General features: G+C 72.3%; 22 protein-coding genes. 16 read left to right on the top strand and 6 right to left on the bottom strand.

The features are described from left to right. Nucleotides 1–165 precede the first annotated feature (165 nt). The gene (locus OHA99_RS10010; protein WP_405695424.1) at nt 166–1,356 is read left to right on the top strand and encodes an extracellular solute-binding protein; all 1,191 of its coding nucleotides are present in this window, start codon (nt 166–168) and stop codon (nt 1,354–1,356) included. Between the two features lie 12 nt (nt 1,357–1,368). Further along, on the top strand, nt 1,369–1,953 hold the full coding sequence (locus OHA99_RS10005; RefSeq protein WP_381607787.1) for an HXXEE domain-containing protein: 585 nt from the start codon (nt 1,369–1,371) through the stop codon (nt 1,951–1,953). On the opposite strand, the gene OHA99_RS10000 is transcribed toward OHA99_RS10005, so the two are convergent. The 3 genes from OHA99_RS10000 to OHA99_RS09990 all read right to left on the bottom strand — a co-directional run bounded on the left by OHA99_RS10000 (nt 1,931) and on the right by OHA99_RS09990 (nt 5,149). After that, complete coding sequence (locus tag OHA99_RS10000) at nt 1,931–3,091, bottom strand: serine hydrolase domain-containing protein (RefSeq protein ID WP_405695422.1); 1,161 nt, start codon at nt 3,089–3,091, stop codon at nt 1,931–1,933. The genes OHA99_RS10005 and OHA99_RS10000 overlap by 23 nt on opposite strands. Nucleotides 3,092–3,244: 153 nt before the next feature. Then, entirely contained in the window at nt 3,245–3,958 is a 714-nt protein-coding gene (locus tag OHA99_RS09995) for a glycerophosphodiester phosphodiesterase (protein ID WP_165684707.1), read from the bottom strand. A 30-nt stretch (nt 3,959–3,988) separates the two neighbouring features. Next, complete coding sequence (locus OHA99_RS09990; protein ID WP_153177727.1) at nt 3,989–5,149, bottom strand: adenosine deaminase; 1,161 nt, start codon at nt 5,147–5,149, stop codon at nt 3,989–3,991. Nucleotides 5,150–5,205: 56 nt separating this feature from the next. Between OHA99_RS09990 and OHA99_RS09985 the strand changes: the two genes are divergently transcribed. Further along, the gene (locus OHA99_RS09985; protein ID WP_153177726.1) at nt 5,206–5,871 is read left to right on the top strand and encodes a DUF4190 domain-containing protein; all 666 of its coding nucleotides are present in this window, start codon (nt 5,206–5,208) and stop codon (nt 5,869–5,871) included. A 58-nt stretch (nt 5,872–5,929) separates the two neighbouring features. After that, a complete protein-coding gene (locus tag OHA99_RS09980; RefSeq protein WP_007444965.1) occupies nt 5,930–6,379 on the top strand; it encodes a DUF4190 domain-containing protein in 450 nt (149 codons plus the stop codon). Between the two features lie 202 nt (nt 6,380–6,581). On the opposite strand, the gene OHA99_RS09975 is transcribed toward OHA99_RS09980, so the two are convergent. Beyond that, the gene (locus OHA99_RS09975; protein ID WP_194279904.1) at nt 6,582–7,238 is read right to left on the bottom strand and encodes an NADAR family protein; all 657 of its coding nucleotides are present in this window, start codon (nt 7,236–7,238) and stop codon (nt 6,582–6,584) included. A 172-nt stretch (nt 7,239–7,410) separates the two neighbouring features. On the opposite strand from OHA99_RS09975, the gene OHA99_RS09970 reads away from it, so the two are divergent. The 8 genes from OHA99_RS09970 to OHA99_RS09935 all read left to right on the top strand — a co-directional run bounded on the left by OHA99_RS09970 (nt 7,411) and on the right by OHA99_RS09935 (nt 17,153). Further along, nucleotides 7,411–8,946 (top strand): gamma-aminobutyraldehyde dehydrogenase, encoded by a 1,536-nt coding sequence (locus OHA99_RS09970; RefSeq protein ID WP_405695419.1) that lies wholly within the window; start codon nt 7,411–7,413, stop codon nt 8,944–8,946. Between the two features lie 55 nt (nt 8,947–9,001). Then, nucleotides 9,002–10,249: a PotD/PotF family extracellular solute-binding protein gene (locus OHA99_RS09965; protein WP_405695418.1), complete on the top strand. Its 1,248-nt coding sequence runs from the start codon at nt 9,002–9,004 to the stop codon at nt 10,247–10,249. 5 nt (nt 10,250–10,254) lie between these two features. Next, the gene (locus tag OHA99_RS09960) at nt 10,255–11,430 is read left to right on the top strand and encodes an ABC transporter ATP-binding protein (RefSeq protein WP_153181726.1); all 1,176 of its coding nucleotides are present in this window, start codon (nt 10,255–10,257) and stop codon (nt 11,428–11,430) included. Further along, on the top strand, nt 11,430–12,359 hold the full coding sequence (locus tag OHA99_RS09955) for an ABC transporter permease (protein ID WP_153177722.1): 930 nt from the start codon (nt 11,430–11,432) through the stop codon (nt 12,357–12,359). The genes OHA99_RS09960 and OHA99_RS09955 overlap by 1 nt, the downstream gene beginning before the upstream one ends. Next, nucleotides 12,360–13,160, top strand: coding sequence for an ABC transporter permease (locus tag OHA99_RS09950; protein ID WP_054100852.1), 801 nt, complete (start codon nt 12,360–12,362; stop codon nt 13,158–13,160). 44 nt (nt 13,161–13,204) lie between these two features. After that, nucleotides 13,205–14,632 carry an NAD(P)/FAD-dependent oxidoreductase gene (locus OHA99_RS09945; RefSeq protein ID WP_405695416.1) on the top strand — a complete coding sequence of 476 codons (1,428 nt, stop codon included), beginning with the start codon at nt 13,205–13,207 and terminating at the stop codon, nt 14,630–14,632. A gap of 133 nt (nt 14,633–14,765) precedes the next feature. Next, nucleotides 14,766–15,233, top strand: coding sequence for a hypothetical protein (locus OHA99_RS09940; protein ID WP_054100854.1), 468 nt, complete (start codon nt 14,766–14,768; stop codon nt 15,231–15,233). 87 nt (nt 15,234–15,320) lie between these two features. Then, nucleotides 15,321–17,153 carry a chitinase gene (locus OHA99_RS09935; RefSeq protein WP_381501677.1) on the top strand — a complete coding sequence of 611 codons (1,833 nt, stop codon included), beginning with the start codon at nt 15,321–15,323 and terminating at the stop codon, nt 17,151–17,153. Here the strand turns inward: OHA99_RS09935 and OHA99_RS09930 are convergent. After that, nucleotides 17,092–17,799, bottom strand: a complete 708-nt coding sequence (locus OHA99_RS09930; RefSeq protein ID WP_194279903.1) for a phosphatase PAP2 family protein — start codon at nt 17,797–17,799, stop codon at nt 17,092–17,094. The genes OHA99_RS09935 and OHA99_RS09930 overlap by 62 nt on opposite strands. A 44-nt stretch (nt 17,800–17,843) precedes the next feature. Between OHA99_RS09930 and OHA99_RS09925 the strand changes: the two genes are divergently transcribed. Next, nucleotides 17,844–18,662, top strand: a complete 819-nt coding sequence (locus OHA99_RS09925) for a tetratricopeptide repeat protein (protein ID WP_405695414.1) — start codon at nt 17,844–17,846, stop codon at nt 18,660–18,662. A gap of 409 nt (nt 18,663–19,071) precedes the next feature. Here OHA99_RS09925 and gabT read toward each other — a convergent pair whose 3' ends face one another. Beyond that, nucleotides 19,072–20,406, bottom strand: coding sequence for a 4-aminobutyrate--2-oxoglutarate transaminase (gene gabT, locus OHA99_RS09920; RefSeq protein WP_405695413.1), 1,335 nt, complete (start codon nt 20,404–20,406; stop codon nt 19,072–19,074). Between the two features lie 253 nt (nt 20,407–20,659). Between gabT and OHA99_RS09915 the strand changes: the two genes are divergently transcribed. From OHA99_RS09915 to OHA99_RS09905, 3 genes are all read left to right on the top strand, one after another. Next, nucleotides 20,660–23,128 (top strand): ATP/GTP-binding protein, encoded by a 2,469-nt coding sequence (locus OHA99_RS09915; RefSeq protein ID WP_405695411.1) that lies wholly within the window; start codon nt 20,660–20,662, stop codon nt 23,126–23,128. A 173-nt stretch (nt 23,129–23,301) separates the two neighbouring features. Further along, on the top strand, nt 23,302–24,951 hold the full coding sequence (locus OHA99_RS09910; protein WP_405695409.1) for a PucR family transcriptional regulator: 1,650 nt from the start codon (nt 23,302–23,304) through the stop codon (nt 24,949–24,951). Nucleotides 24,952–25,093: 142 nt separating this feature from the next. Continuing rightward, entirely contained in the window at nt 25,094–26,539 is a 1,446-nt protein-coding gene (locus tag OHA99_RS09905) for an aldehyde dehydrogenase family protein (RefSeq protein ID WP_381500664.1), read from the top strand. The last annotated feature ends 5 nt before the right edge of the window (nt 26,540–26,544 follow it).

Here is a 26,544-nt window from a genome sequence, read left to right as displayed (position 1 = left end):
CGCGGTGTGCGCGGCCCCGGACAGACCTTCCCCGGTCTCCGTCCGGGGCCGCGGCGCGTGTGCACCGGGGGGAACTCCCCGCGCTCGACAGGGTGTCGGGCCTGGCCGGGCCCGCTCGACGCAGCGTCGATTGTCCCGGTGGGCGGGGGCGGGGATGCTCGTGCCATGCCCCTGCTCCCGAAGACGCCTCCGCTCTCCCGTCGTACCCTGCTGCGCGGCCTGGGCGGCTCCGCCGCGCTCGGTGCCCTGGCCGGCTGCGGTGTCCCCGCGGCGTACGTGGCCCCGGGCGACCGCGCCGCGACCGACCGGTCCGCCACCGAGCGGCGGCTGACCTGGGCCAACTGGCCGCTGTACATCGACACCGACGACAAGCGCCCGAACCGGCGGCCCACGCTGGAGGCGTTCGAGAAGGAGACGGGCATCTCCGTCGACTACATCGAGGAGATCAACGACAACGACGAGTTCTTCGGCAAGATCAGCCCGTCCCTGATGAACCACCAGCCCACCGACCGCGACCTGATCGTCATCAGCGACTGGATGTGCGGGCGGTTCGTGCGGCTGGGCTGGGTGCAGGAGATGGACCGCTCCCGCCAGCCGAACGTCACCAAGTACCTGGACCCGCTGCTGCGTTCGCCCGCCTTCGACCCCGGCCGGAAGTTCACCGTGCCCTGGCAGTCCGGCATCACCGGCATCGCGTACAACCGGCGCCGGCTCGGCCGGGAGATCCGGCACGTCTCCGACCTGTGGGCGGCCGACCTCAAGGGTCGCGTGACGCTTCTGTCGGGGATGGACGAGGCGTTCGCGCTGCTGATGCAGGGCAACGGCGTGGACATCACCGACTGGGAGACGGACGACTTCCACCTGATCTGCGACCAGGTGGAGAAGCAGGTCGCCAAGGGGCAGATCCGCCGCTTCACCGGCAACGACTACATCAAGGACCTCTCCAGCGGCGACGTGCTCGCCTGCCAGGCCTACTCCGGTGACGTGATCCAGCTCCAGGCGGACGACCCGGACATCGAGTTCGTCGTCCCGGAGGAGGGCGCCGAACTGTGGGCCGAGTCCCTCATGATCCCCAACCTGGCCCGCCACAAGGCCAACGCCGAGCGGCTGATCGACCACTATTACCGGCCCGAGGTCGCCGCCGAACTGGCCGCCTGGGTCAACTACGTCTGCCCGGTCCCCGCCGCCCAGGACGTCCTGGCCTCCTCCGGCGACGAGGAGACCGCTGCCCTGGCCGAGGACCCGCTGATCTTCCCGGACGCGGCGATGCGGAGGCGGCTCGCCATCGCGCGGGACATCTCGGCGGGGGAGCGGGCGGAATTCGCGAAGCGGTGGAACGGGATCGTCGGTGTGTAGCACACTGATCATGTGATGAATTCATCGGGTGATGAACGAGCGGTCGGCGGAGCGGCCGAAGGCGCTGTCGGGGGCGCGGTCACGCTGGGGCTCCTGGCCGCCTGGGCCCTGCACGACCTCGAGGAGCTGGCGACCGTGCCCGGCTGGTGGCGGCACAACCTCCCCGCGCTCCGCGAGCGGTACCCGGGCGTGCCGGAGGCCGTGTGGCGGCGGGCCGGTTCGGTCGACGGGCGGGAGTTCGCGGTGGCGGTCGGCGCGATGGCCGCGGTCGTGGCCTCCGCGTCCGTCGCCGGACGGCTGACCGGGGGCCGCTCGGCCACGTACCAGACCGCGCTCAACGCGTTCGGCCTGCACGGCCTGGTCCACCTGGCGCAGGCGGGGCTGGTGCGCGGCTACACCCCCGGGGCGGCGACCTCGCCGCTGATCGTGGTCCCGTTCACCCTCTGGGCCCGCCACAGGCTGCGCCGCGCCGGTGTGCTGCGCGCCACCCGCCCGCGTGACCTCGCCGTGGGGCTCGGTTTCGCGGGAGCGGCGACGGTCGGCGCGCACGCGGTGGCGCGGCGGCTGACGGGGGCTACCGCAGCGCGGCCGCGGTGATCGCGTCGGCGACCGGATTGCGCCCCGTGCCCTTCGCGTCCGTGGAGTTGACCGAGTAGACCAGAGTGCGCCTCAGATCACGGGTGCCGCCGATGAACGTGCTGTAGCCGTAGCGCGACCCGGACTTGCTCCAGAAGACCTGGCCGTCGACCCTCTGGTACTCCAGGCCGGCGCTGAGGGTCGCGCCCGTGACGCCCACCGGAGTCGTGAACATCTCCTCCAGTTCGGGCCGCGGCACGATCTCTCCCCGGAACAGCTTGGTGAGCAGCTTCTCCAGGTCGGCGGTGGTGGAGATCATGTCGCCCGCCGCCCAGCGGTCCGCCTGGTTCCACTCGGTCACGTCGACCAGTTTCGTCGTGCCGTCCGGGCGCTTCACCGCCTGGTAGCCCCGGTTGTGCGGGCCCCGGATGCGGGGATCGGTGCCCGGGAAGTACGTGTGGTGCATGCCGGCCGGGCGCAGGACGAGGCGCGTGGCCTCGGAGGCGTACGAGCGTCCCGTGACCTTCTCGATCAGCAGGCCGAGGATCGTGTAATTGATGTTGAGGTACTGCTGTCGCGTTCCCGGGACGAAGCCCTCCGGCCCCTCGGCGATCGCCGACGCCGCGACCTGCTGCGGGGTGAGGGTCTCGTACCGGTGCGGGTACACGTCCGTGAAGTCGTCGCCGAAGCTGTCTCCCGGCTTGATGCCACTGGTGTGGTTCAGCAGGTGGCGCACGCTGATCGGCTGCCTGAACTCCGGCGTGAACAGGTCGGGAAGGCAGCCCTGGACCGGCGCGTCCAGGTCGATCTCGTCCTGCGCGGCGAGGCGCAGGACGGTGGCCGCGGTGACCACCTTCGTGACTGAACCGGCTCGGAAGCGGCCATCGGGGTGTGCCGGCCGGCCACTGGCCAGGTCGCGCACCCCCGCGCTGCCGTGCCAGTCGCCGCCCGGGGTGACGACCCGCACGAGGGCGGCGGTGGCGTACCGGTTCGGCAGTCCCGCGATGGCGGCACGCAACGCTTCCTCGGCCGGCCCCCGCTGATCGGCGAAGCGGGAGGCCGGGGCGGGCGGCGCGGCGAAGGCGGGGGCCGCCAGCGGGCCGGCGGCCAGGGCGAGGACGACCGAGGCGGCGAGAACTGCATGGCTACGGGCACGCATCGACTGCTCCAGGTGAAGGCGGTTGCGGCGGAAGGACGGTGATCATCCTTGTGCGCCGCGCCCCGTGGCGGATCGTCGCCGAGTAGGGTGCCCGCCCCTGGCCGGACTCGGGGGAACGTCCCCACCGAGACCGGGAGTTGTGGGGGTGGACCCTTACGGGACGGATGCGGTTCCGTGGGCGTCGCGCAACGCGCACAGCACGTCGATGCGGTTGGTGGTGAGTGAGTCGACGCCCAGGGCGCGCAGCCGGCGCATGGTGCGTCCGGTGTCCGGGGTCCAGGCGGACAGCAGGAGGCCGTCGGCGTGGACCCGCTCGGCCAGGGCCCGGTTCACCAGCCCGAACCGGTAGTTGAGCCACCGCGGCCGGACCGCCGCGAGCAGCGCGGGCCGGGGCGGGGCGGCCGTCGTCCAGGTCAGGGCGATCTCGGCGGCGGGGTCGGCGGCCCGCACCGCGAGCATGGCGGCGGCGCCCGCCGTGTAGTACACCCGGTCCTGGGCCCCGCACTCGCGGACCACGTCCACGACGCGCCGTACCGCCCGCTCGCCCGGCCCGCCCGGCAGGTCCAGCATCAGCCGGCTGTCCCCGGTCGCGGCCAGCGCCTCGGCCAGCGTCGGCACCCCGCCCGCCGTCAGCCCGCGCACCTCCTCGGCCGACAGGGAGCGCAGCGGCCGGTCCAGCTGCCACAGGCGCTTCAGCGTCTCGTCGTGCAGCAGCACCGGCACGCCGTCCCGGGTGAGGCGTACGTCGGTCTCCACCGCGTCCGCGCCCCGGTCCAGGGCGGACCGCAGCGAGGCGACGGTGTTCTCGCGATGCCGGTAGGGATCGCCGCGGTGGGCGACGGCGGTCAGGGCGCGCGGGGTGTCCATGGTGGGAGCAACTCTCGGTGGGCGCGGTTCTCAGGAGGCGAGCCAGGCGGCGGTGTACGTGTCGATCTCGTCGGCGATGCGGGCCTTGCCCGGCGCGTCGAGGAAGGAGGCCTCGACCCCGTTCTTCGCGAGGTCGGCGAGGCCGCGCTCGTCGAGGCCGAGGAGCCGGGCGGCGACGGCGTACTCGTTGTTGAGGTCGGTGCCGAACATCGGCGGGTCGTCGGAGTTGACCGTCACCAGGACGCCGGCGCGCACGAACTCCTTGATCGGGTGCTCGTCCAGGGTGCGCACCGCGCGGGTGGCGATGTTCGAGGTCGGGCACACCTCCAGCGGAATGCGCCGCTCGGCGAGGTGGGCGAGGAGCTTCGGGTCCCGGGCGGAACTGGTGCCGTGCCCGATGCGCTCGGCGTTCAGGTGGGTGAGGGCGTCCCACACCGTCTGCGGGCCGGTGGTCTCGCCCGCGTGCGGCACCGAGTGCAGGCCAGCGGCGATCGCCCGGTCGAAGTACGGCTTGAACTGCGGGCGGGCCACCCCGATCTCGGGTCCGCCGAGCCCGAAGGAGACCAGGCCCTCGGGGCGCAGCCGGTCGTCGGTGGCGAGCCGGGCCGTCTCCTCGGCGGACTCCAGGCCGGCCTCGCCCGGGATGTCGAAGCACCAGCGCAGTACGGTGCCGAACTCCGCCTCCGCCGCCTTGCGGGCGTCCTCGATCGCGGCCATGAAGGCGCCCTCGTCGATGCCGCGCCGGGTGGAGGAGAACGGCGTGATGGTCAGCTCGGCGTACCGCACCTGCTGCCGGGCCATGTCCCGGGCCACCTCGAAGGTGAGCAGCCGGACGTCCTCCGGGGTGCGGATGAGGTCGACCACGGACAGGTACACGTCGATGAAGTGCGCGAAGTCGGTGAAGGTGAAGTAGTCGGCCAGGGCCTCGGGGTCGGTGGGGACCTTCGAGTCGGCGTGCCGCGCGGCCAGTTCGGAGACGATGCGCGGGGAGGCGGAGCCGACGTGGTGGACGTGCAGTTCGGCCTTCGGCAGTCCGGCGATGAAGGCGTGCAGGTCGCGCGGCACGTCGGGGTCGACGAGGTGCTCGGTCATGGGTTCCTCCCCGGGGCGGCGTCCCGGGCCGCGCGGCGGCGGTGGGACGCGGGTGATCGGCTGATCGGTCGTTCGGGGATCATCGTAGGCCGGTCGCACGCCCGGCGGCCCGGGACCGTAGCATGGCGGGCACGAACGACCTGGGGGGACGAGGCATGACCGACGAGATACGACCCGACGGGGACTCCGGCGGTGGCCGCGACCCCTGGGCGCCCCCGGAGAACCGGCCCTCCCTCGAGAAGGGCGCCGTGCCCGGGCCGGCGCAGGAGCCGCCCCGGCCGCCCGCCTCCGACGCACCGCCTCCCTGGCAGCCGCCGCCGGGCGTGCACGACCAGGCCACGGTCACGTCGATGCCGGGCGCCGGTTACGCCACCCCCGACTCCGCCGTGCCGCCCCCGCCGGTCGCGCCCGACGGCGCCGGCGCCCCGGTCGGCTACGGCTACCCCGGGTACGGCCAGGGCTACGGCTGGCCCGGAATGCCGATGGCCCCGCAGAACGGCATGGGCACCGCTTCGATGGTGCTGGGCATCCTGGCCTGCGCCCTGTTCTGCATGTACGGCGTGGTCTCCCTGGTGCTCGGCGTCCTCGCCATCGTCTTCGGGGTCAAGGGCCGCCGGAAGGCGGAGCTCGGCCTGGCCAGCAACCACGGGCAGGCGCAGGCCGGATTCGTCATGGGCATCATCGGCGTCGTCCTCGGCATCGCCGTGATCGTGCTGATCGCCGTCGGGATCACCGCCGCGATCAACGACGACTCGTACGACGACGACCCCTACTACGGCTCCTCGCGCCCCGCGCCGGTCTCCGTGACCGCGGAAAGCTGATCTCCTCCCCGCGGCATTGCCTCTACGATGTCAAGCGCCAACGAGGGGAGAGCAGTTCATGTCGTACTCCAACCCCGGACCCGGGGGATACGGGCCGCCGCAGCAGCCCGGTCAGCCGCCCGCCGGGGGCTACGCCTACCCGCAGTCCGCGCCCGGGTACGGCTACCCGAACCAGGGCGCGTCCTACCCGGCCGCCCCGCCCGTGGGCTACCCGCAGGGCCCCGGCTACGGCATGCCGATGCAGCCGAGCAACGGCATGGGGACCACCGGACTGGTCCTCGGCATCATCGGCGTGGTGTGCAGCCTGACCTTCTTCCTCTGGTTCTTCGGGGTGATCCTCGGCATCCTCGGGATCATCTTCGGCGCGATCGGCCGGGGGAAGGCCACCCGGGGCGAGGCCACCAACAAGGGGGCCGCGACCGCAGGTCTCGTGCTCGGCATCACCGCCACCGTGGTCCTGCCGCTGCTCGGCTTCCTCGCCTTCGCGAGCCTGATGAGCGTCGCCTGATCGTCGCCCGGACCCGAGCCCAAGCCCGGACCCGAGCCCAAGCCCGGACCCGAGCCCAAGCCCGGACCCGAGCCCAAGCCCGGACCCGAGCCCAAGCCCGGACCCGAGCCTGAGCCCGGACCCGAGCCTGAGCCCGGACCGGCCCCGGTGCCCTTCACGACGTGACGGGCACCGGGGCGGGTCCGGTCCTGTTCCCGCTCCGTTACCCGCCGGGCGTCTCTCTCAGCCGCTCCCGGGCCGCCATCAGCGCGAAGCCCAGCAGATTCGGCCCCCGCCAGCGCTCCGGATCGGTCGCCGCCGCGTCGTCCGCGGCCAGACCGATGCCCCACACCCGGTCCACCGGGCTCGCCTCCACCAGCACCCGGTCGCCGGTGTGCAGCAGGAACGCCCGTAGCGCCGGGTCGGACGCGAACTTGTGGACGCTGCCCTCCACCACGATCCGGAAGCGCTCCCGCTCCCACACCGCCTCGTCGAAACCGCGTACGAGACGGCCCGCCTTCTTCGCCCCGGCGGGATGAGCGGCCGCCAGCACCCGCCGCTCGGCATCCGCGTCCCCGAAGAGCCGGGCCTTGCCCGCCATCATCCAGTGCTCGGCCGTCGTGTACTCCACCCCGGCCACCGTGAACGGCGACGGCCACCACTGGCTCAGACAGCTCGGCCCGAGCCTCCCGTCCGGGAGCGGCCGGTGCCCCCAGAAGCACAGGTACTTGATCCGCTCGCCCGCGCGGACCCGGGTGAGCAGGTCATCCCGCCCGTCGACGCCTGCCGTGGCCGCCCCCGTGCTCCTGGCCGCCTCCGGTATCCGCTCCGCCCCCGTGATCTTCTCCATGCACGCGAGTGTGGCACGCGCCACTGACACTCCGTCCGTCCTTTTCCGTGGCGACTCGACACCTGGTCGACAGATTCCGTCGCGTAACCAAATGGCAACAACGGAATCACTTGTTGGAGGCCTAGTGCTCTGTCAGGATCGGCACTCACATCGAGCCTGAGCCACGCCGGCCCCCGCCACGGGGAGACCGAGGAGAGCCGACATGCACAACCCGGGCAACGCCACCCCGGACCGATTCCCGGCCCAGGACCGCTTCGCGGACGGGGCCCAGTACATCGCGGGCCGTCTCACGAAGGGCACCTCCGGACGGACGCACACCGTCGTCGACCCGGCCACCGGCGAGGACGTCCTGACCTACGCACTGGCCGGCCCCGACGACGTCGACGCGGCCGTCGCCGCCGCCCGGGAGGCGTTCCCCGGCTGGGCCGGTGCCACCCCCGGCGAGCGCTCCGACGCCCTGCACCGGTTCGCCGCCCTCCTCGCCGAGCGCGCCGAGGACTTCGCCCGCGCGGAGTCCCTGCAGTGCGGCAAGCCGCTGAAACTGACCCGTGAGTTCGACGTGCCGGGCACGGTCGACAACGCGGCCTTCTTCGCCGGAGCCGCCCGGCAGCTCCAGGGGCAGTCGGCCGGGGAGTACTCCGGCGACCACACCTCGTACGTCCGCCGCGAGCCCATCGGTGTCGTCGGGTCGATCGCGCCCTGGAACTACCCGCTCCAGATGGCCGCCTGGAAGATCCTCCCGGCGATCGCCGCGGGCAACACCATCGTGCTCAAGCCCGCCGAGATCACCCCGCTCACCTCCCTGATGTTCGCCCAGGCGGCGACCGAGGCCGGCATCCCCGACGGCGTGATCAACATCGTCAGCGGCACCGGACGGGAGGCGGGCGAGCACCTCGTCGCCCACCCCGACGTCGCCATGACCTCCTTCACCGGGTCCACCGCCGTCGGCAAGCGCGTCGCCGAGGTCGCCACCTCCACCGTCAAGCGCCTCCACCTGGAGCTGGGCGGCAAGGCCCCCTTCCTCGTCTTCGACGACGCCGACCTCGACGCCGCCGTCCACGGCGCGGTCGCGGGCGCGCTCATCAACACCGGCCAGGACTGCACGGCCGCCACGCGCGCGTACGTGCAGCGGCCCCTCTACGAGGCGTTCGTCGAGAAGACCGCCGCCCTCATGGACACCGTCCGCGTCGGCGACCCCTTCGCCCCCGGCACCGACCTCGGCCCGCTGGTCAGCCACGTACAGCGGGACCGCGTCGCGGGGTTCGTCGACCGGGCCCGCTCCTACGCGCGCGTGGTGTGCGGCGGCGAGGCACCCGAGGGTGACCTCAAGGACGGCGCCTACTACCGGCCCACCCTCATCGCGGACGCCGCCCAGGACAGCGAGGTCGTCCAGTCGGAGATCTTCGGCCCCGTCCTGGTCGTGCTGCCCTTCGACACCGACGACGAGGGCATCCGGCTGGCCAACGACACGCCGTACGGTCTCGCCGCCTCCGCCTGGAGCCGGGACGTGTACCGCGCGAACCGCGCCACCCGCGAGATCAAGGCGGGCTGCGTGTGGATCAACGACCACATCCCGATCATCAGCGAGATGCCGCACGGCGGGTACAAGGCGTCCGGCTTCGGCAAGGACATGTCCGCCTACTCCTTCGAGGAGTACACGCAGGTCAAGCACGTCATGTTCGACAACACCGCGGTGGCGGCCAAGGACTGGCACCGCACCGTCTTCGGGGACCGGTAGTCACGACGAGAGGCCGCCGACCACGGCCGACCCACCCGAAAGGGCAACCACGCGCATGGAGCAGTACGAGCCAGACCGCCTGTCCCCGGCCCAAGCGGCCGCCGTGCGGCGCTCCCTCAGGAGCGGCAGGGCCGCCCTCACCCGCCGGTCGCTGCTGCGCGCCTCCACGGGCGGCGCGCTCGCCGTCGGCGGCCTCGGCCTGCTGAGCGGCTGCGGCATCCCGGCGGCCGGCAAGACCGAGGGCGGCGTCTCCGCCGAGGACCACTCCCAGGAGGAGAAGCAGGTCCGCTTCTCCAACTGGACCGAGTACATGGACGTCGACGAGAGCGGCCGCCGGCACCCCACGCTGGAGGCGTTCACCAAGCGCACCGGCGTCAAGGTCACGTACACCGAGGACATCAACGACAACAGCGAGTTCTTCGGCAAGATCCAGCCGCAGCTCGCCGCGGGCCAGGAGACCGGCCGCGACATCATCGTCCTCACCGACTGGCTGGCCGCCCGCCTGATCCGCCTCGGCTGGGTCCAGAAACTGGACCCGGCCAACCTTCCGCACGCCTTCACCAACCTGTCGCCCCAGTTCCGCAACCCCGACTGGGACCCGGGCCGCGCCTACTCCTACCCCTGGCAGGGCATCTCGACCGTCATCGCCTACAACAAGAAGGCACTGGACGGCATCGAGGTCAAAACGGTCTCCGACCTGCTCGACAACCCGAAGCTCAAGGGCCGCGTCGGCTTCCTCACCGAGATGCGCGACACCATGGGCATGACGCTGCTGGACATGGGCAAGGATCCGGCCCGCTTCTCCGACGACGACTACGACGCGGGGATCGCCCGGCTCCAGAAGGGCGTCGACCGCGGTCAGATACGCCGCTTCACCGGCAACGACTACACGTCCGACCTCAGCAAGGGCGACTTCGCGGCCTGTCTGGCCTGGGCCGGTGACGTCGTCCAGCTCAAGGCCGACAACCCCGACATCGACTTCGTCATCCCGGACAGCGGCTACGTCACGTCCAGCGACAACATGCTGATCCCCAACAAGGCACGGCACAAGACCAACGCCGAACGGCTCATCGACTACTACTACGAGCCGGGCCCGGCGGCGGAACTCGCCGCCTACATCAACTTCGTCTGCCCCGTCGACGGCGTCAAGGACGACCTGGCCAAGATCGACGAGGACGCGGCGAACAACCCGTTGATCATTCCCGACCAGGCCATGCAGGCCAAGTCGCACTCCTTCCGCTCCCTGAGTTCGAAGGAAGAGACCGCATACGAAGAGAAGTTCGCGAAGCTCACCGGGGCGTGACGACGATGACGACCAACACGACGAAGAACCAGACGGCCGCGAAGGACGGCGGCGGCGACGTCCGCCTCGCCGGCATCAGCAAGACCTACGGCTCCTTCACCGCCGTGCACCCGCTCGACCTGACCGTGCCCCAGGGCTCCTTCTTCGCCCTGCTCGGCGCCTCCGGCTGCGGCAAGACCACCACCCTGCGCATGATCGCCGGGCTGGAGGAGCCGAGCGGCGGCACCGTCCACCTCGGCGACCAGGACGTGACCGCGCTGCCGCCCTACAAACGGCCGGTCAACACCGTCTTCCAGTCCTACGCCCTCTTCCCGCACCTGGACATCTACGAGAACGTCGCCTTCGGCCTGCGCCGGCGTGGCATCAAGAGCGTGAAGAAGCAGGTCGGCGAGATGCTCGACCTGGTCCAGCTCGGTGAACAGGCGCGCAAGAAGCCGCACCAGCTCTCCGGCGGCCAGCAGCAGCGCGTAGCCGTCGCCCGCGCCCTGATCAACCACCCCAAGGTGCTGCTCCTCGACGAACCCCTCGGCGCCCTCGACCTCAAGCTGCGCCGCCAGATGCAACTGGAGCTCAAGCGCATCCAGACCGAGGTCGGCATCACCTTCGTGCACGTCACCCACGACCAGGAGGAGGCCATGACGATGGCCGACCAGGTCGCCGTGATGAACGCGGGCCGCGTCGAGCAACTGGGCGCCCCCGCCGACCTGTACGAGAACCCGCGGACCACCTTCGTCGCCAACTTCCTCGGCACCTCCAACCTCATCGAGGCCGAGGTCGACACCCGCAGCGGCGACGACGTCGTCGTGAAGGCCGCGGGTGACAAGCTCGTCCTGCCCGGCGCCCGGTGTTCCGCGCCGGCGAAGGCGGGCGGCAAGGTCCTGGTCGGGGTTCGCCCCGAGAAGATCAGCCTCACCCACGCGGACGACGCGGGTTCCATCCCCGAGGGCCGCAACCGCATCACGGGCAGGATCGCCAACACCAGTTTCATCGGCGTCTCCACCCAGTACGTCGTGGACTGCGCGGCCTGCCCCGAGTTCGAGGTCTACGCCCAGAACATCGACCGCGACCCCCGCCTCGCACCCGGCGCCGAGGTCGTCCTGCACTGGAACCCGGCGCACACGTTCGGTCTGGACGCGGCTCAGGACATCGACGCGGGTGTCACCGAGGGCGAGGCCGCCTGATGTCCACCCTCACCGAGGCGCCACCGCCACTCTCCCCGCCCGCGCCCGAGAAGAAGCCCCCGCGCAAGCGCGGCCGCTGGACGCCGTACTGGCTGCTGCTGCCCGGCATCCTGTGGCTGGTCGTGTTCTTCGCGGCGCCGATGATCTACCAGGCCTCCACGTCCGTGCAGACGGGCTCGCTGGAGGAGGGCTACAAGGTCACCTGGCACTTCGTGACCTACTGGGACGCGCTGTCCGAGTACTGGCCGCAGTTCCTGCGCTCGGTCGCCTACGCGGCCTCCGCGACGGTGCTGTGCCTGCTGCTCGGCTATCCGCTCGCGTACCTCATCGCCTTCCGCGCGGGACGCTGGCGGAACCTGATCATGATCCTGGTGATCGCGCCGTTCTTCACCAGCTTCCTGATCCGCACCCTGGCCTGGAAGACCATCCTCGCCGACGGCGGCCCGGTGGTCGGCGTCCTGAACACGCTGCACGTCCTGGACGTGACCAGCTGGCTCGGCTGGACCGCCGGCGACCGCGTGCTGGCGACCCCGCTGGCGGTGGTCTGCGGTCTGACGTACAACTTCCTGCCCTTCATGATCCTGCCGCTCTACACGTCCCTGGAGCGCATCGACGGGCGGCTGCACGAGGCGGCGGGCGACCTGTACGCCAGGCCCTCCACCGTCTTCCGCAAGGTCACCTTCCCGCTGTCGATGCCCGGCGTCGTCTCCGGCACCCTGCTGACCTTCATCCCGGCCACCGGCGACTACGTCAACGCCTCACTGCTGGGCTCGGCGGACACCGGAATGATCGGCAACGTGATCCAGTCCCAGTTCCTCAGGGTGCTGGACTATCCGACGGCGGCCGCGCTCTCGTTCATCCTCATGGCCGCGATCCTGGCCATGGTCACCTTCTACATCCGCAGGTCGGGGACGGAGGATCTGGTTTAAATGGCCTTCGTCAACTGGTTCAAGCGCCGTATGGTCGTGATCGCCGGGCTGCTGACGCTGGCGTATCTGCTGCTGCCCAACGTCGTCGTCACGGTGTTCTCGTTCAACAAGCCGAACGGGCGCTTCAATTACGAATGGCAGCAGTTCTCCACGGACGCCTGGAAGGACCCGTGCGGGGTCGCCGGGCTGTGCGGTTCCCTCTCGCTCAGCCTGCAGATCGCCCTCTGGGCGACGCTGGGCGCCACCGCGCTCGGCACCGCGATCGCCTTCGCGCTGGTCCGCTACCGCTTCCGCGCCCGGGGCGCGATCAACTCGCTGATCTTCCTGCCGATGGCGATGCCCGAGGTCGTGATGGCCGCCTCGCTGCTCACCCTCTTCCTCAACATGGGTGCTCAGCTGGGCTTCTGGACGATTCTGATCGCCCACATCATGTTCTGCCTCAGCTTCGTCGTGACGGCCGTCAAGGCGCGCGTGATGTCGATGGACCCGAGGCTGGAGCAGGCGGCCCAGGACCTGTACGCCGGCCCCTTCCAGACCTTCCTCCGGGTCACGCTGCCGATCGCCGCCCCCGGTATCGCGGCCGGCGCGCTGCTCGCCTTCGCGCTGTCCTTCGACGATTTCATCATCACCAATTTCAACGCCGGTTCGACCGTCACCTTCCCCATGTTCGTGTGGGGATCGGCCCAGCGCGGAACGCCCGTTCAGATCAACGTCATCGGTACGGCCATGTTCGTCGTCGCCGTACTGTTCGTCCTGGCCTCCATGGTCGTCGGCAACCGCCGAAATCGCCGCAAGGCATAAAGCACATAAAGCACCTCGGTTTGTCTTCGTAGGGAGTTGAAATCATGGCCCCTGGTGCCATGAGCCGCAGCAACGACTGGACGAAATCCCTTTCCGACGCCCAGCCGGTCCCGTACTGGCTGGACGACCCCGGCCGCCCGCGCCCCGAGGCCGCCCTCACCGGCGCCGAGACCTGCGACCTGCTGGTCGTCGGCGGCGGCTACAGCGGACTGTGGACCGCGCTGATCGCCAAGGAGCGCGACCCGGAGCGGGACGTGGTGCTCCTTGAGGGCCGCGAGGTGGGCTGGGCCGCCTCCGGCCGCAACGGCGGTTTCTGCGCCGCCTCCCTCACCCACGGACTGTCCAACGGCCTCACCCGCTGGCCGGACGAGATCCACCAGCTGGAGGAGCTGGGCGCCCGCAACCTCGACGCCATCGAGGAGGCGGTCGCCCGCCACGGCCTCGACTGCGACTTCGAACGCACCGGCGAGATCGACGTCGCCACCGAGCCCTACCAGGCCCGGGAACTGGCGGACTGGTACGAGGAGATCCGCGCCAAGGGCCTCGCCGAGGGCATCGAGTACCTGGACGCCGAGGCCGTACGGGAGCAGGTCGACTCACCGACCTTCCGGGCCGGCCTGTGGGACCGGCGGGGCGTCGCGATGGTCAACCCCGCCAAGCTGGTCTGGGGCCTCAAGCGCGCCTGCCTCGCACTCGGCGTACGCGTCTACGAGCGCACCCCCGCGCTCACCCTCAGACCGCACGGCGCCGGCATGGCCGTACGCACCCCCTACGGCGGGGTCCGTGCCCGCACGGTCGCGCTCGGCACCAACGTGTTCCCGAACCTGGTCCGCCGGGTGCGCTCGTACACCGTCCCGGTCTACGACTACGCCCTGATGACCGAGCCGCTCGGTGCGGAACAACTGGCCTCGATCGGGTGGAAGAACCGGCAGGGACTCGGCGACAGCGCCAACCAGTTCCACTACTTCCGCCTGTCGTCCGACAACCGCGTCCTGTGGGGCGGGTACGACGCCGTCTACCCCTACGGCGGCCGGGTGCGCGCCGAGTACGACGACCGCCCCGAGACCTACGCCAAGCTCGCCGGGCACTTCTTCACCTGCTTCCCGCAGCTGGAGGGCGTCCGCTTCACCCACGCCTGGGGCGGCGCCATCGACACCTGCTCCCGCTTCTCGGCGTTCTTCGGCACCGCGCACCAGGGCAAGGTGGCGTACGCGGCCGGGTACACCGGCCTCGGTGTGGGCGCGACCCGGTTCGGCGCCGAGGTGATGCTCGACCTGCTGGCGGGGGAGCGCACCGAGCGGACCGCACTGGAGATGGTGCGCAGGAAGCCGATGCCGTTCCCGCCCGAGCCCTTCGCCTGGACCGGCATCGCGCTCACCAAGTGGTCGCTGGCCCGCGCGGACGACCGGGACGGCCGGCGCAACCTGTGGCTGCGCACGATGGACCGCCTGGGACTCGGCTTCGACAGCTGAGCCGCGCCGATGAGCGAGGGGTGTGACCCGGTTCACCCCAACGAGCTGCGGCAACCCGCGTAATGCGGCCGGGAGACCTCCCTCTCCCTCGTGACGACGCACCCCGCGTCGACGAGTGAAAGGGAGGTTTCACATGCCTGGTGCGAAGACGGCGGTCGCGTGGCTGGCATCCGTCGCACCGGATCCCGGGTCCTGCCGCCGGGACTGGGAGCGCGACCCCTCGGGCGTCGCGCTGCTGCCCGCCGGCAAGGCCTGGGACGTGCTCATCCTGCCGAGCAGGCTCGGCTATCCCACCCTGGACGTGCTCTCCCGCGTCCTGGACCAGCCAGGGCCGGTGCTCGCCGACTTCGGTGACGCGCGCACGGGCTTCTTCGTCCCGGCCGGCACGGCCGCCCGCTGGGTCGGCACCGGCATCAGGACCGCCGGGCTCGGCACCTGGATCGTGGTGCCGTACCCCGGCCGGCTGTCCTCCGGGGGCACCCGCTGGCTGATCCCGCCGGACGGGACCGGCACCCTCACCGACCCCTCGCTCCTGGAGCTGGCGATGCACGAGGCGGCGGCGGCCCTCGCGGTGGAGGAGAGCGGGGGCGGCGGGGGGTGAGATGCGCGAGGGGTTGACAACGTAATTGGTCTGGACCAAATTGGGCGCGCTCCACCCTCCCCATCTCCCCCATGTCCGGAGGCACTTGTGGAACGCGCACGTGCGGAACACGCCAGACCCCTCGCCCGTCGCCCCCTCGTCACCCTGCTCACGGCCGCGGCCCTCGCCGCGTCCGGCCTGACCGCGCTCACGTCGGCCGCCCGTGCGGCCGACGCGGACCTCGCCCGCAACGGCGGCTTCGAGTCCGCGCTCGACGGCTGGACCTGCACCGCGGGCACGACCGTGACCTCACCCGTGCACAGCGGCACGGCGGCCCTGAAAGCCACCCCGGCGGGCGCCGACAACGCCCGCTGCTCGCAGACGGTGTCCGTCAAACCGGACTCCCAGTACACGCTCTCCGGATACGTCCGGGGCACCTACGTCTACCTCGGCGCGAGCGGCACCGGCACCACCGACGTCTCCACCTGGGCCCAGTCCGCCCCCGACTGGCAGCAGCTGACGACCACCTTCCGCACCGGCCCCTCGACCAGCAAGGTCACGATCTACACCCACGGCTGGTACGGCACCGGCGCCTACCACGCCGACGACATCTCCCTCACCGGCCCCGGCGGCGAGACGGGCCAGCCCCCGGCGGCACCCGGCGGCCTGAGGACCGGCTCGGTGACCTCCTCCAGCGTCGCCCTGTCCTGGTCACCGGTGCCGGGCGCGACGGGCTACGCCGTCTACCGCGACGGCGCCAGGGCCGGCACGGTCACCGGCACCTCCACCACGGTCTCCGGCCTGACCCCGTCGACGGCGTACTCCTTCCAGGTCACCGCGGTCAACGACGCGGGCGAGTCGGCGCGCTCCGCCACGGTCACCGCGACCACCGCCCAGCGCCCGGACGACGGCGGCGGCTCCTCCGACCTCCCGGCCCACGCCCTGGTCGGCTACCTCCACGCCAGCTTCGCCAACGGCTCCGGCTACACCCGCATGGCCGACGTGCCCGACAGCTGGGACGTCATCGACCTGGCCTTCGGCGAGCCCACCTCGGTCACCTCCGGGGACATCCGCTTCGAGCGCTGCCCGGTCGCCGAGTGCCCGAACGTGGAGAGCGACGCCGAGTTCAAGGCCGCGATCAAGGCCAAGCAGGCGGCCGGCAAGAAGGTGCTGATCTCCATCGGCGGCCAGAACGGCCAGGTACAGCTCACCACCACCGCCGCCCGCGACACGTTCGTCTCCTCCGTCTCCGCGATCATCGACGAGTACGGCCTGGACGGCCTCGACATCGACTTCGAGGGCCACTCGCTCTCCCTGAACGCCGACGACACGGACTTCAAGAACCCGAAGACCCCCGTCATCGTCAACCTCATCTCGGCCGTGAAGACCCTCAAGGCCAAGTACGGCGACGGCTTCGTGCTGACCATGGCGCCCGAGACCTTCTTCGTCCAGCTCGGCTACCAGTACTACGGAACCGGCAAGTGGGGCGGCCAGGACCCGCGGGCCGGGGCCTACCTGCCCGTGATCCACGCCCTGCGCGACGACCTGACCCTGCTGCACGTCCAGGACTACAACTCCGGCTCGATCATGGGCCTCGACAACCAGTACCACTCCATGGGCGGCGCCGACTTCCACATCGCCATGACCGACATGCTGCTCACCGGCTTCCCGGTCGCGGGCGACGCGAACAACGTCTTCCCGCCGCTGCGCCCGGACCAGGTCGCGATCGGCATGCCGGCCTCCACCCAGGCGGGCAACGGCCACGTCTCCTCGGCCGAGGCCAACAAGGCGCTCAACTGCCTGACCAAGAAGACCGACTGCGGCTCGTACGCCACCCACGGCACCTGGCCGGACCTGCGCGGCCTGATGACGTGGTCGATCAACTGGGACCGCTACGCGAACTGGGAGTTCCAGAAGAACTTCGACGCGTACTTCGGCTGACGCCCGGCGGGGTCCGGCCGCCGGGCGTGGTCCGGTGGACCACCAGCCGGACCCCGGCCAGCAGCACCGCCCCCAGGCACCAACTGGCCACCACGTCCAGCGGCCAGTGGTAGCCCCTGCGCACCAGCCCGTAGGAGGTGCCGAGCACCAGCACGGCGCACAGCACGACCAGCCCCCGGCGCACGGACGGCGCGCGCAGCCGCCCGAACAGCAGCAGCGTCGCCGCGCCGTACGCGACGAGGGCCGTGGCGGTGTGGCCGGAGGGGTAGTAGCCGACCGCCGGCGGCACCGCCGGGGTGCCGGGGCGGTCGGTCCACTCCTTCACCGGCGCGACCAGCGCGGGCACCAGCATCATCGCCACCGCCCCCGCGAGGGGCGGCAGCCACCAGCGGTCCGCACCCTCGGCCCGCCCGCGCCACGCCGTGTACGCCAGCGCCACGACGAGAACGGGCACCGCCACCGGCACGTTGCCCAGGTCGGACAGCAGCTCGGAGAACCGGTCGGGGTGGACGAGCGCCCTGCTCAGCCGCTCGTCCACCCCGACCAGCGGGCCGTCGGCGAGGACCTGCCAGGTGATCAGCGCGAAGAGGAGCAGGGCGAGCCCGACGAGGGCGGGCAGTGCGCGAGGAGGGGCGGAGTCCGGCATGACGCCCAGCTTCGCAGGCCCGGCCTCACGTAGGCTCACCGCCCGTGACGAGCATACGAACGGCACAGGACAGCCGGTGGGGCGAGACCTTCGACCGGCTGAAGGCGATGACCAGAGAGGGCCGGTACGAAGAGGTCGAGGCCGAGGCACGGGCCCTGGCCGCGCTCCCGAGGCGACCCTGGCGCAGGCGTCCGCCGCACTGGGAGGCGAGGGTGCTGGCCACCGGAGCGGCCGTCATGCACGGCCGGGTGGCCGAGGCGCTGGACGAACTGGACACGCTGATCGCGGAACTGGAGCCGGTCGGCCTCAACTCGCGGATGCTGCGGCTGATCGCCCGCAGCAGCCGCGTGGCCGCCCTGTCCGGCCTGCGGCGGTACGCGGAGGCGGAGACCGAGGCGAACGGCGTCCTGCGCGAGCTGAACCAGATCGCCCACCGCGCCCCGGTCTCGGCACTGGAGATCAACACCCTCGGACACCTGTCCGCCGTGCTGTGCGGGCTGGACCGCCACGAGGAGGCGGAGGCCGTCGCACGCGGCAACCTGACCCGGGCGAACGGATCCGCCGTCGCCGTCCAGCACACCACGCTGGCACGCGCCCTGAACGGACAGGGCCGCCACGAGGAGGCGCTGACCGAGGTGCGCCGCGACGACGTGCCGCAGCCGCCCCGCTACGCCGCCGGCTACCTGGACCTGGTCACCGCCGAGGCGCTGAACGGCCTGGGACGCCGCGAAGAGGCGGCGACCAGCGCACGGCGTGCGCTGACCGACTGCGAACGGGAGCTGCACCCGGACCACCCGCGCACCCCTGAGGCCCGCGCCCTGCTGGCCCGCGTCACGGGGGAGAAGGAGGACCCGGGGGAGTGAACACCGAAGGGCCGGCACAAGGGGGGGAGTGTGCCGGCCCTTCGGTGAACCACCGTCCCGAGTGCCGAGGCGGCCGTCCTGACCGGAACGCCGCGCGCCCCGGGGGGTTTGGGGCGGGCGACCGTCCGATCGGTGAGGAAGCCGGAACCCGTGGGCTCCGGTTGTGTGCGCGAGGCACGAACCAGGTCGAAGCCGGGGAAGCCCCGTCCTGATGACCCGCCCACAGTCCCCTGTGGGCGGGTGTATCTCTCATCTGCGTAGAACCTACGGCAGGGGGTGCGCTCACGACAGGGCCATCGGCGTCCTGCCATCCACCTCGCACACGTTCTTCACACGCTCTGCCGGTCGTTGCGCCAGGCGTGCGAAACGCAGCTCAGATGCGCGTTCGGACGCTCGCGCACGTGCTCGCTCAGAGGCCGGCGAAGGCCTGCTCGATGATGTCGAGGCCCTCGTTCAGCAGGTCGTCCCCGATCACCAGCGGGGGCAGGAAGCGCAGCACGTTGCCGTAGGTGCCACAGGTCAGGACCAGCAGGCCCTCGGCGTGGCAGGCCTTGGCCAGCGCGGCGGTCGCCGCCGGGTTCGGCTCCTTGGTGCCGCGGTCCTTGACCAGCTCGATGGCGATCATCGCGCCGCGGCCCCGGACGTCGCCGACGACGTCGAACTTCTCGGCCATGGCGGACAGGCGGGACTTCATGACCGCCTCGATGTGCTTCGCCCGGGCGTTGAGGTCCAGCTCCTTCATCGTCTCGATGGCCCCGAGCGCGCCCGCACACGCCACCGGGTTGCCGCCGTAGGTGCCGCCGAGGCCGCCGGAGTGCGCGGCGTCCATGATCTCGGCGCGGCCGGTGACGGCGGACAGCGGCAGACCGCCCGCGATGCCCTTCGCCGTCGTGATCAGGTCCGGGACGATGCCCTCGTCCTCGCAGGCGAACCACTGGCCGGTGCGGCAGAAGCCGGACTGGATCTCGTCCGCGACGAAGACGATGCCGTTGTCCGAGGCGAACTCGCGGATCGCCGGCAGGAAGCCCTTGGCCGGCTCGATGAAGCCGCCCTCGCCGAGCACCGGCTCGATGATGATCGCGGCCACGTTCTCCGCGCCGACCTGCTTGGTGATCTGGTCGATCGCCTGGGCGGCGGCCTCCGGACCGGCGTTCTCGGCGCCCGTCGGCCAGCGGTAGCCGTAGGCGACCGGCACGCGGTACACCTCGGGCGCGAACGGGCCGAAGCCGTGCTTGTACGGCATGTTCTTCGCCGTCAGCGCCATCGTCAGGTTGGTCCGGCCGTGGTACCCGTGGTCGAAGACCACCACGGCCTGCCGCCTGGTGTACGCACGGGCGATCTTGACGGCGTTCTCGACGGCCTCGGCACCGCTGTTGAACAGCGCCGACTTCTTGGCGTGGTCGCCCGGCGTCAGCTCGGCCAGCGCCTCGGCGACGGCGACGTAGCCCTCGTACGGCGTGACCATGAAACAGGTGTGGGTGAAGTCGGCGAGCTGCGCGGACGCCTTGCGCACCACGGCCTCGGCGGAGGCGCCGACGGAGGTCACCGCGATGCCGGAACCGAAGTCGATCAGGCGGTTGCCGTCGACGTCCTCGATGACACCGCCGCCGGCGCGGGCGACGAAGACGGGCAGCGTGGAGCCCACACCCTGCGCCACCACGGCCGTACGGCGGGCCTGAAGCTCCTGCGACTTCGGGCCGGGGATGGCGGTGACGACGCGGCGCTCCTGCGGAAGTGCGGTCATGGGGGCTCCTGGGGATCTTGCGGACGAACACGTGCCTTCTTTTCTCGCAGGCTAGGACCGGCCGTGTGGGGTGGGCATGCTCCATGTGGGCGTTGTCCGTACGGCCGGTTGTCCGACATGGACAGGTGGCAGGAACGGCGACATATGGACACGTCCACGCGGGCCCGGCCGCGTAAGCGGTGAACTCCCCTTGGGAGGGCGTTAGATTGGCTCGCTGATGGTGGACGGAGCGGCAGGTCAGGGGGCAAGGGCGATGGACGGCGACGGGACGCGGGACGCACGGGGCACGCACGCGAATCCGGTGCCGCGCCCGGCGGGGCCGCCCGAGACGCCACCGGGGCCGCCCGGGGCGTTCGCCGGGCAGCCTCGGGTACCCGCGGAGGCACCCGCGGTGCCGCCACGACCGGCGAGGGCGCCCGACGCGCCCCCCGTGCCCGAGCAGGCCCCCCGGCCCGTGTCCGCCGTCGCCGCCTGGCTGGACGAGGAGAGGCCGCCCGCCCGCGTAGGGATCTGGCGGTTCGGCTACCGGCCGCCCAGGAAGACTTCGCAACGGATCGCTCCGGTGACGGTCGTCGGCATGCTGGTCCCCCTCCTCCTCGGGATGCTGGCGTGGTCGTTGTGGCAGCAGGGGGTCACCAGCTACCCCGTGGCCCCCCTCCGCCTGCTCACGCCCGACGACTGGTGGTGGGGCGGCACGGTCGCGGACGCCAAGGAGCAGGTCGAGGGGTGGACGATCTCGCCGGGGGAGCACGCCCGGGTGGTCTACGGGGGTCTCATCTTCGCCGCGCTCGTTGCAGTGGTGGCCGTACTCGGCAGTTGGCGCGCCATCGTCAGGCACTACGTGACTCTCAGGCCTCAGCCCACCCGCGCCCTGTTCGCCGCCCTTCTCGCCCTCATCGCCCTCAGTTTCGTCTTCCCCAGCGCCTTCCCTGTCGTCGGGTGGTCCGCCGTCCCGGTCGTCGACCCGCTGCTCTCCCTCACCGTGCTGGTCTCCGACGGTTACGGCCTGATGGCGTCCCGCCTGTACACCGACACGCTGTACGCGGTCGTCACCCTGCTCGTGGTGTGGCCGTTCGCCCGCCTCGGCGGCTGGCTGCCGTACGCGCGGACACTGCTCGCCGCCCGCCGGGCCGCCCCCGCCCCCGGCGTCCCGGCCGCACGCCCCCGCTCCCAGTGGCCCGCCCTGCGCGACCTCGGCCAGCACGAGGCCGCCGACCTGCTCACCGGCGAGGTCGCCCGCGGCGGTGTGAACGACGTCGACTGCGCCCGCGTCGAGAACGCCTTCTCCGCCGCTCGGCGCGGCGCCACGCTGGACACGTTCCGTGACACCGTGCTGCGCCTGGGCGGCGCGGCCTGGACCCACCCGTCCGGTGCCCGGGACCTGCTGCGCCGGACCGCCCGCCACGACCTGCTGGCCGGACAGGTGCGGATCGGCCGCTGGACGGACGCCCAGCAGACCCCGCTGCCGTACCGGGACGCCGGGGCGGCACTCGGCCCGGAGGTGCTCGGCACCTCGCTGCTGGCGGTCGGGCCCCCCGGGTCCGGCAAGACCCGCGCCCTCGTCGAGCCGGTGACCGAGGCACTCGCGCTGCAGGCGCTCACCGGGACGTGCGCCGTCGTGGCCGTGTCCGCCCCCGGGACCCCGGTGTGCGAGGACGACGCCTTCGACGTGATCGTCCGGATCGGCGACCCCGCCTCGGTGCACGACCTGGACCCCTACGCCGAGTCCGACGACCCGGACGACGCGGCCGCGATCCTCGCCGAAGCCCTGGTGGGCGACCTCGACACGGTCGGAGCGCAGGGCGCCGTCACCGCGCTGGCGCAGCTCCTCGGCCCGTTCCGGGCGGTCCACGGACGGTTCCCGTCCCTGCCGGAGCTGCACGCGCTGCTGGCGGGCGAGGAGACGGCGCTGACCCGGCTGGCGGAGGCGCTCGCGGCGAGCGGGAACGACGTCATGCGCCGCGAGCTCGACGCGCGTGTCCGGCAGACCGGCGCGCCGGGCGACGCGGGCCGCGCCCTGGCCGACCGGCTGGCCCTGCTGAACCGGCCGGCGTTCGCCGACTTCTTCGGCGGCCGCGGAACGGCCCGCCCGTTCTCCCTGCGCGCGGTCGCCCACCACCCGCTGCGGGTCCGGATCGACGTCCCCGAGCGAGGACACGACGAGGCCTCCCGGGTGATCACCCGGCTGGTCCTCGCGCAGTTCCACGCCGTCGTCAGGCAGGGCCGGCGCGAGCACTTCGCCTGCCTGGTCCTGGACGACGCGACGGGCGCGGTCACCCCGGAGTCGGTGCGCCGCATCCAGCGACTGCGCTCGCAGAACGCGGGCGTGCTGCTCGCCCTGCGGACCGTCGGCGACGTCCCGGAGGCGCTGCACGGTCCGCTGTACGGTGCCGTGGGCTGCCGCATGGCCTTCTGTGGCGTCTCCACCTGGGACGGCGGCCGGTTCGCGCAGGCCTGGGGAACCGAGTGGGTGGAGACGACGGAGGTCGCCAAGCACACGGTCTTCGCCGACCAGCCGATGACCCGTTTCTTCCACGCTGTGCGCAAGCTGGTGACGGGCAAGGCGGTGACCACGGACGCGGTGACCGTCCGGCAGGTCGAGCGGGAACGCTGGTCGGCCTCCGAGCTGGCGCACGCCGTGCCGGCCGGGCACGCCGTGCTGTCGCTGACCAGCGTCGAGGGGGAGTACGCGCCGCCGCTGCTGGTGGATCTGCGCGGGTGAGGTGCATGGCCCCGGGTGGGCGCCCGGGGACCGTACAGTGAGGCAGAATCGACACAGGCCGTTCATACGCGGCGGCCAAAGGATCACAGAGGCTCCACACCCGACCTCGCGACCAGACCCGCCCCCGCGACCAGCCTCGCGCCCCTGACGCAGACCCGAAGGCCAAGGCACCCATGCCCCCGACGCTCGCCTCGCTCGTCCACCACTCGGCGCTCAAGCTGACCGTGCGCGCCGGCGAGGACCGCCTCGACGTGCCGGTGCGCTGGGCCCACGTCAGCGAACTCGCCGACCCCGTGCCCTACATGGAGGGCGGGGAGCTGCTGCTGATCACCGCCCTCAAGCTCGACGCCGCGGACCCCGAGGTGATGCGCCGGTACGTGAAGCGGCTGGCCGGCGCGGGCGTGGTGGGCCTCGGGTTCGCCGTCGGGGTCAACTACGACGACATCCCCCCGGCTCTGGTGGAAGCGGCCCGGGAGGAAGGACTCCCGCTCCTGGAGGTGCCGCGCCGCACCCCCTTCCTCGCCATCAGCAAGGCCGTCTCCGCCGCCATCGCCGCCGACCAGTACCGCGCGGTCACCGCCGGGTTCGCCGCCCAGCGCGAGCTGACCCGGCGGACCCTGGCCGACGGCCCGGAGGGCCTGCTGGCCGCGCTCGCCGCCCAGGTCGACGGCTGGGCGGCGCTGTACGACGCCTCGGGCGCCGTCGTCGCCACCGCGCCGGAGTGGGCGGGCCGCAGGGCGGCGCGGCTCACCGCGGACGTGCAGCGGCTGCGCGAGCGCCCCGCGCCGGCCTCGTCGGTGGTCGGCGGGACCGGGAACTCCGAGCACCCCGAGAACGCCGACCGCGTCGAACTGCACTCCCTGGGCACCTCCCGCCGCCCCCGCTCCGCGCTCGCCGTCGGCACGGCCGCCGCCCTCGGCACAGCCGAGCGGTACGCCGTCCACTCCGCCATCGCCCTGCTGACCCTCACCACGGAACGCTCCCGCTCCCTGCACGAGGCGGGGCTCCGCATCGACGCGGCCGTACTGCGCATGCTGCTGGCCGGCGAGCCCGACCACGCGCGCACGGTCGCCGGGAGCCTGTACGGCGGTTTGCTGGACGCGCCGTTCCGGATCGTCGTCGCCGAGTCGGCCGCGGCGAGGTCGAGGGCCTCCGGCACCGCCCAGGCCGCCGGTGACACGGGCGGCGACACCGGCGGCGACCCCCTGGGCACCCTCACGGAGATCGTGGAGTCCGCGGCGGCCCGCTCCGGCGAGGCGGTGCTGGCCGTGCCCGAGGGCGAACGCCTGGTGGTGCTGGCCACCGACGGGGGCGCGGCCGTCGCCGCCTGCGTCGAGTACGCGTCGGCACTCGAGGCCGCCCGCCCGGCGTCCGAGTCCCTCTCGGGCGGCGACGACGAGAGCCTGGTCGTCGGCCTCTCGGCACCGTCCGGGCCGATCGCCGCGTCCGCCGCCTACAAGCAGGCCGAACAGGCCCTGTCGGTGGCCCGCCGACGCGGCCGGGTCTGCGTGGAGCACGAACACCTCGCGGCCGGCTCCGTCCTGCCGCTCCTCGCCGACGACGCGGTCCGCGCCTTCGCCGACGGCCTCCTGCGGGCGCTGCGCGACCACGACGCCACCGGCCGGGGCGACCTGGTGGCCTCCCTGCGCGCCTGGCTCTCCCGCCACGGCCAGTGGGACGCGGCCGCCGCCGACCTCGGCGTGCACCGCCACACCCTGCGCTACCGCATGCGCCGCGTGGAGGAGATCCTCGGCCGCTCCCTGGACGACCCGGACGTCCGCATGGAGCTCTGGCTGGCCCTGAAGGCAACGGCCTCGGACTGACGCCCCCACCTGGCCACCACGTCGAACACCCCGCACCCACCACTACACCCCGGACAAACGGCAACCACCCCGCCCCGCCCTACCGTGGACCCCGCACGGCGCACACACCACCACCCCCAACGCGGAAGGGCCGGGACCCGACATGACTTCCACCCACGCCTTCTGGCTCGCCGGCCGCCAGGCCACCGGCGAGTCCGACTTCGACGTCACGTCCCCCTGGGACGGCACCACCGTCGGCACGGTGAGCCTCCCCACCGACGCCCAGGTCGAGGAGGCCGTGGCCGCCGCGTACGCCGTACGGGACGAGTTCGCCGCGGCCCCCGCCCACACCCGCGCCGCCGCCCTCGACCACGTCAGCCGCCGCCTGGCCGAGCGCACCGAGGAGATCGCCCGCCTGATCTCCGCCGAGAACGGCAAGCCCGTCAAGTGGGCCCGCGGCGAGGTCGGCCGCGCCGTCTCCGTCTTCCGCTTCGCCGCCGAGGAGGCCCGCCGCTTCAACGGCGGGGAGGCCCAGCGCCTCGACACCGACGCCGGCGGCCAGGGCCGCCTCGCCCTCACCCGCCGCTTCCCGAAGGGCGTCGTCCTCGGCATCGCGCCGTTCAACTTCCCGCTCAACCTCTGCGCCCACAAGATCGCCCCCGCGATCGCCGCCGGCGCCCCCCTCATCCTCAAGCCTGCCCCCGCCACCCCCCTCTCCGGCCTGATCCTCGGCGAACTCCTCGCCGAGACCGACCTGCCCGCGGGCTCCTGGAGCATCCTCCCCGTCCCCAACGACCGCATGCCCGCCCTCGTCCAGGACGAGCGCCTCCCGGTCATCTCCTTCACCGGCTCGGAGACCGTCGGCTACGCGATCATGGACTCGGTCCCCCGCAAGCACTGCACCCTCGAACTGGGCGGCAACGGCGCGGCCGTCGTCCTCGCCGACTGGGCGAGCGACGAGGACCTGGACCGCGCCGCGGCGCGCATCGCGACCTTCTCCAACTACCAGGGCGGCCAGTCCTGCATCTCCGTGCAGCGCGTGATCGCCGACGCCGCCGTCTACGACCGCCTGCTGCCCCGCATCGTCGCCGCCGTCGAGGCCCAGGTCACGGGTGACCCGAACGACGACGCCACGGACGTCGGCCCGCTGGTCAGCGAGGCCGCCGCGGAGCGCGTGGAGTCCTGGGTCGAGGAGGCCGTCACCGCGGGCGCGAAGCTCCTCACCGGCGGCAAGCGCGACGGTGCCTCCTACGCCCCGACCGTCCTCACCGACCTGCCCGCCGACACCACCCTCGCCCACGAGGAGGTCTTCGGCCCCGTGCTGAGCGTGCAGAAGGTGACCGGCGAGGCCGAGGCGTTCGCCGCCGTCAACGACTCCAAGTACGGCCTCCAGGCAGGCGTGTTCACCCACGACCTCCAGGCCGCCTTCCGCGCCCACCGCGCCCTCGAGGTCGGCGGCGTCGTCATCGGCGACGTCCCCTCCTACCGCGCCGACCAGATGCCGTACGGCGGCGCCAAGCAGTCCGGCGTGGGCCGCGAGGGCGTGCGGTACGCGATGGACGACTACACCTACGAGCGGGTGCTGGTCCTCACCGGTCTCGCGCTCTGACACCC

The organism is Streptomyces coelicoflavus, from assembly GCF_045041415.1.
In the GTDB taxonomy this organism is placed as follows: Bacteria; Actinomycetota; Actinomycetes; order Streptomycetales; family Streptomycetaceae; genus Streptomyces; species Streptomyces coelicoflavus.
Note: the sequence above shows the minus strand (reverse complement) of the source record. Positions and strands in the feature narration are given on the sequence as shown.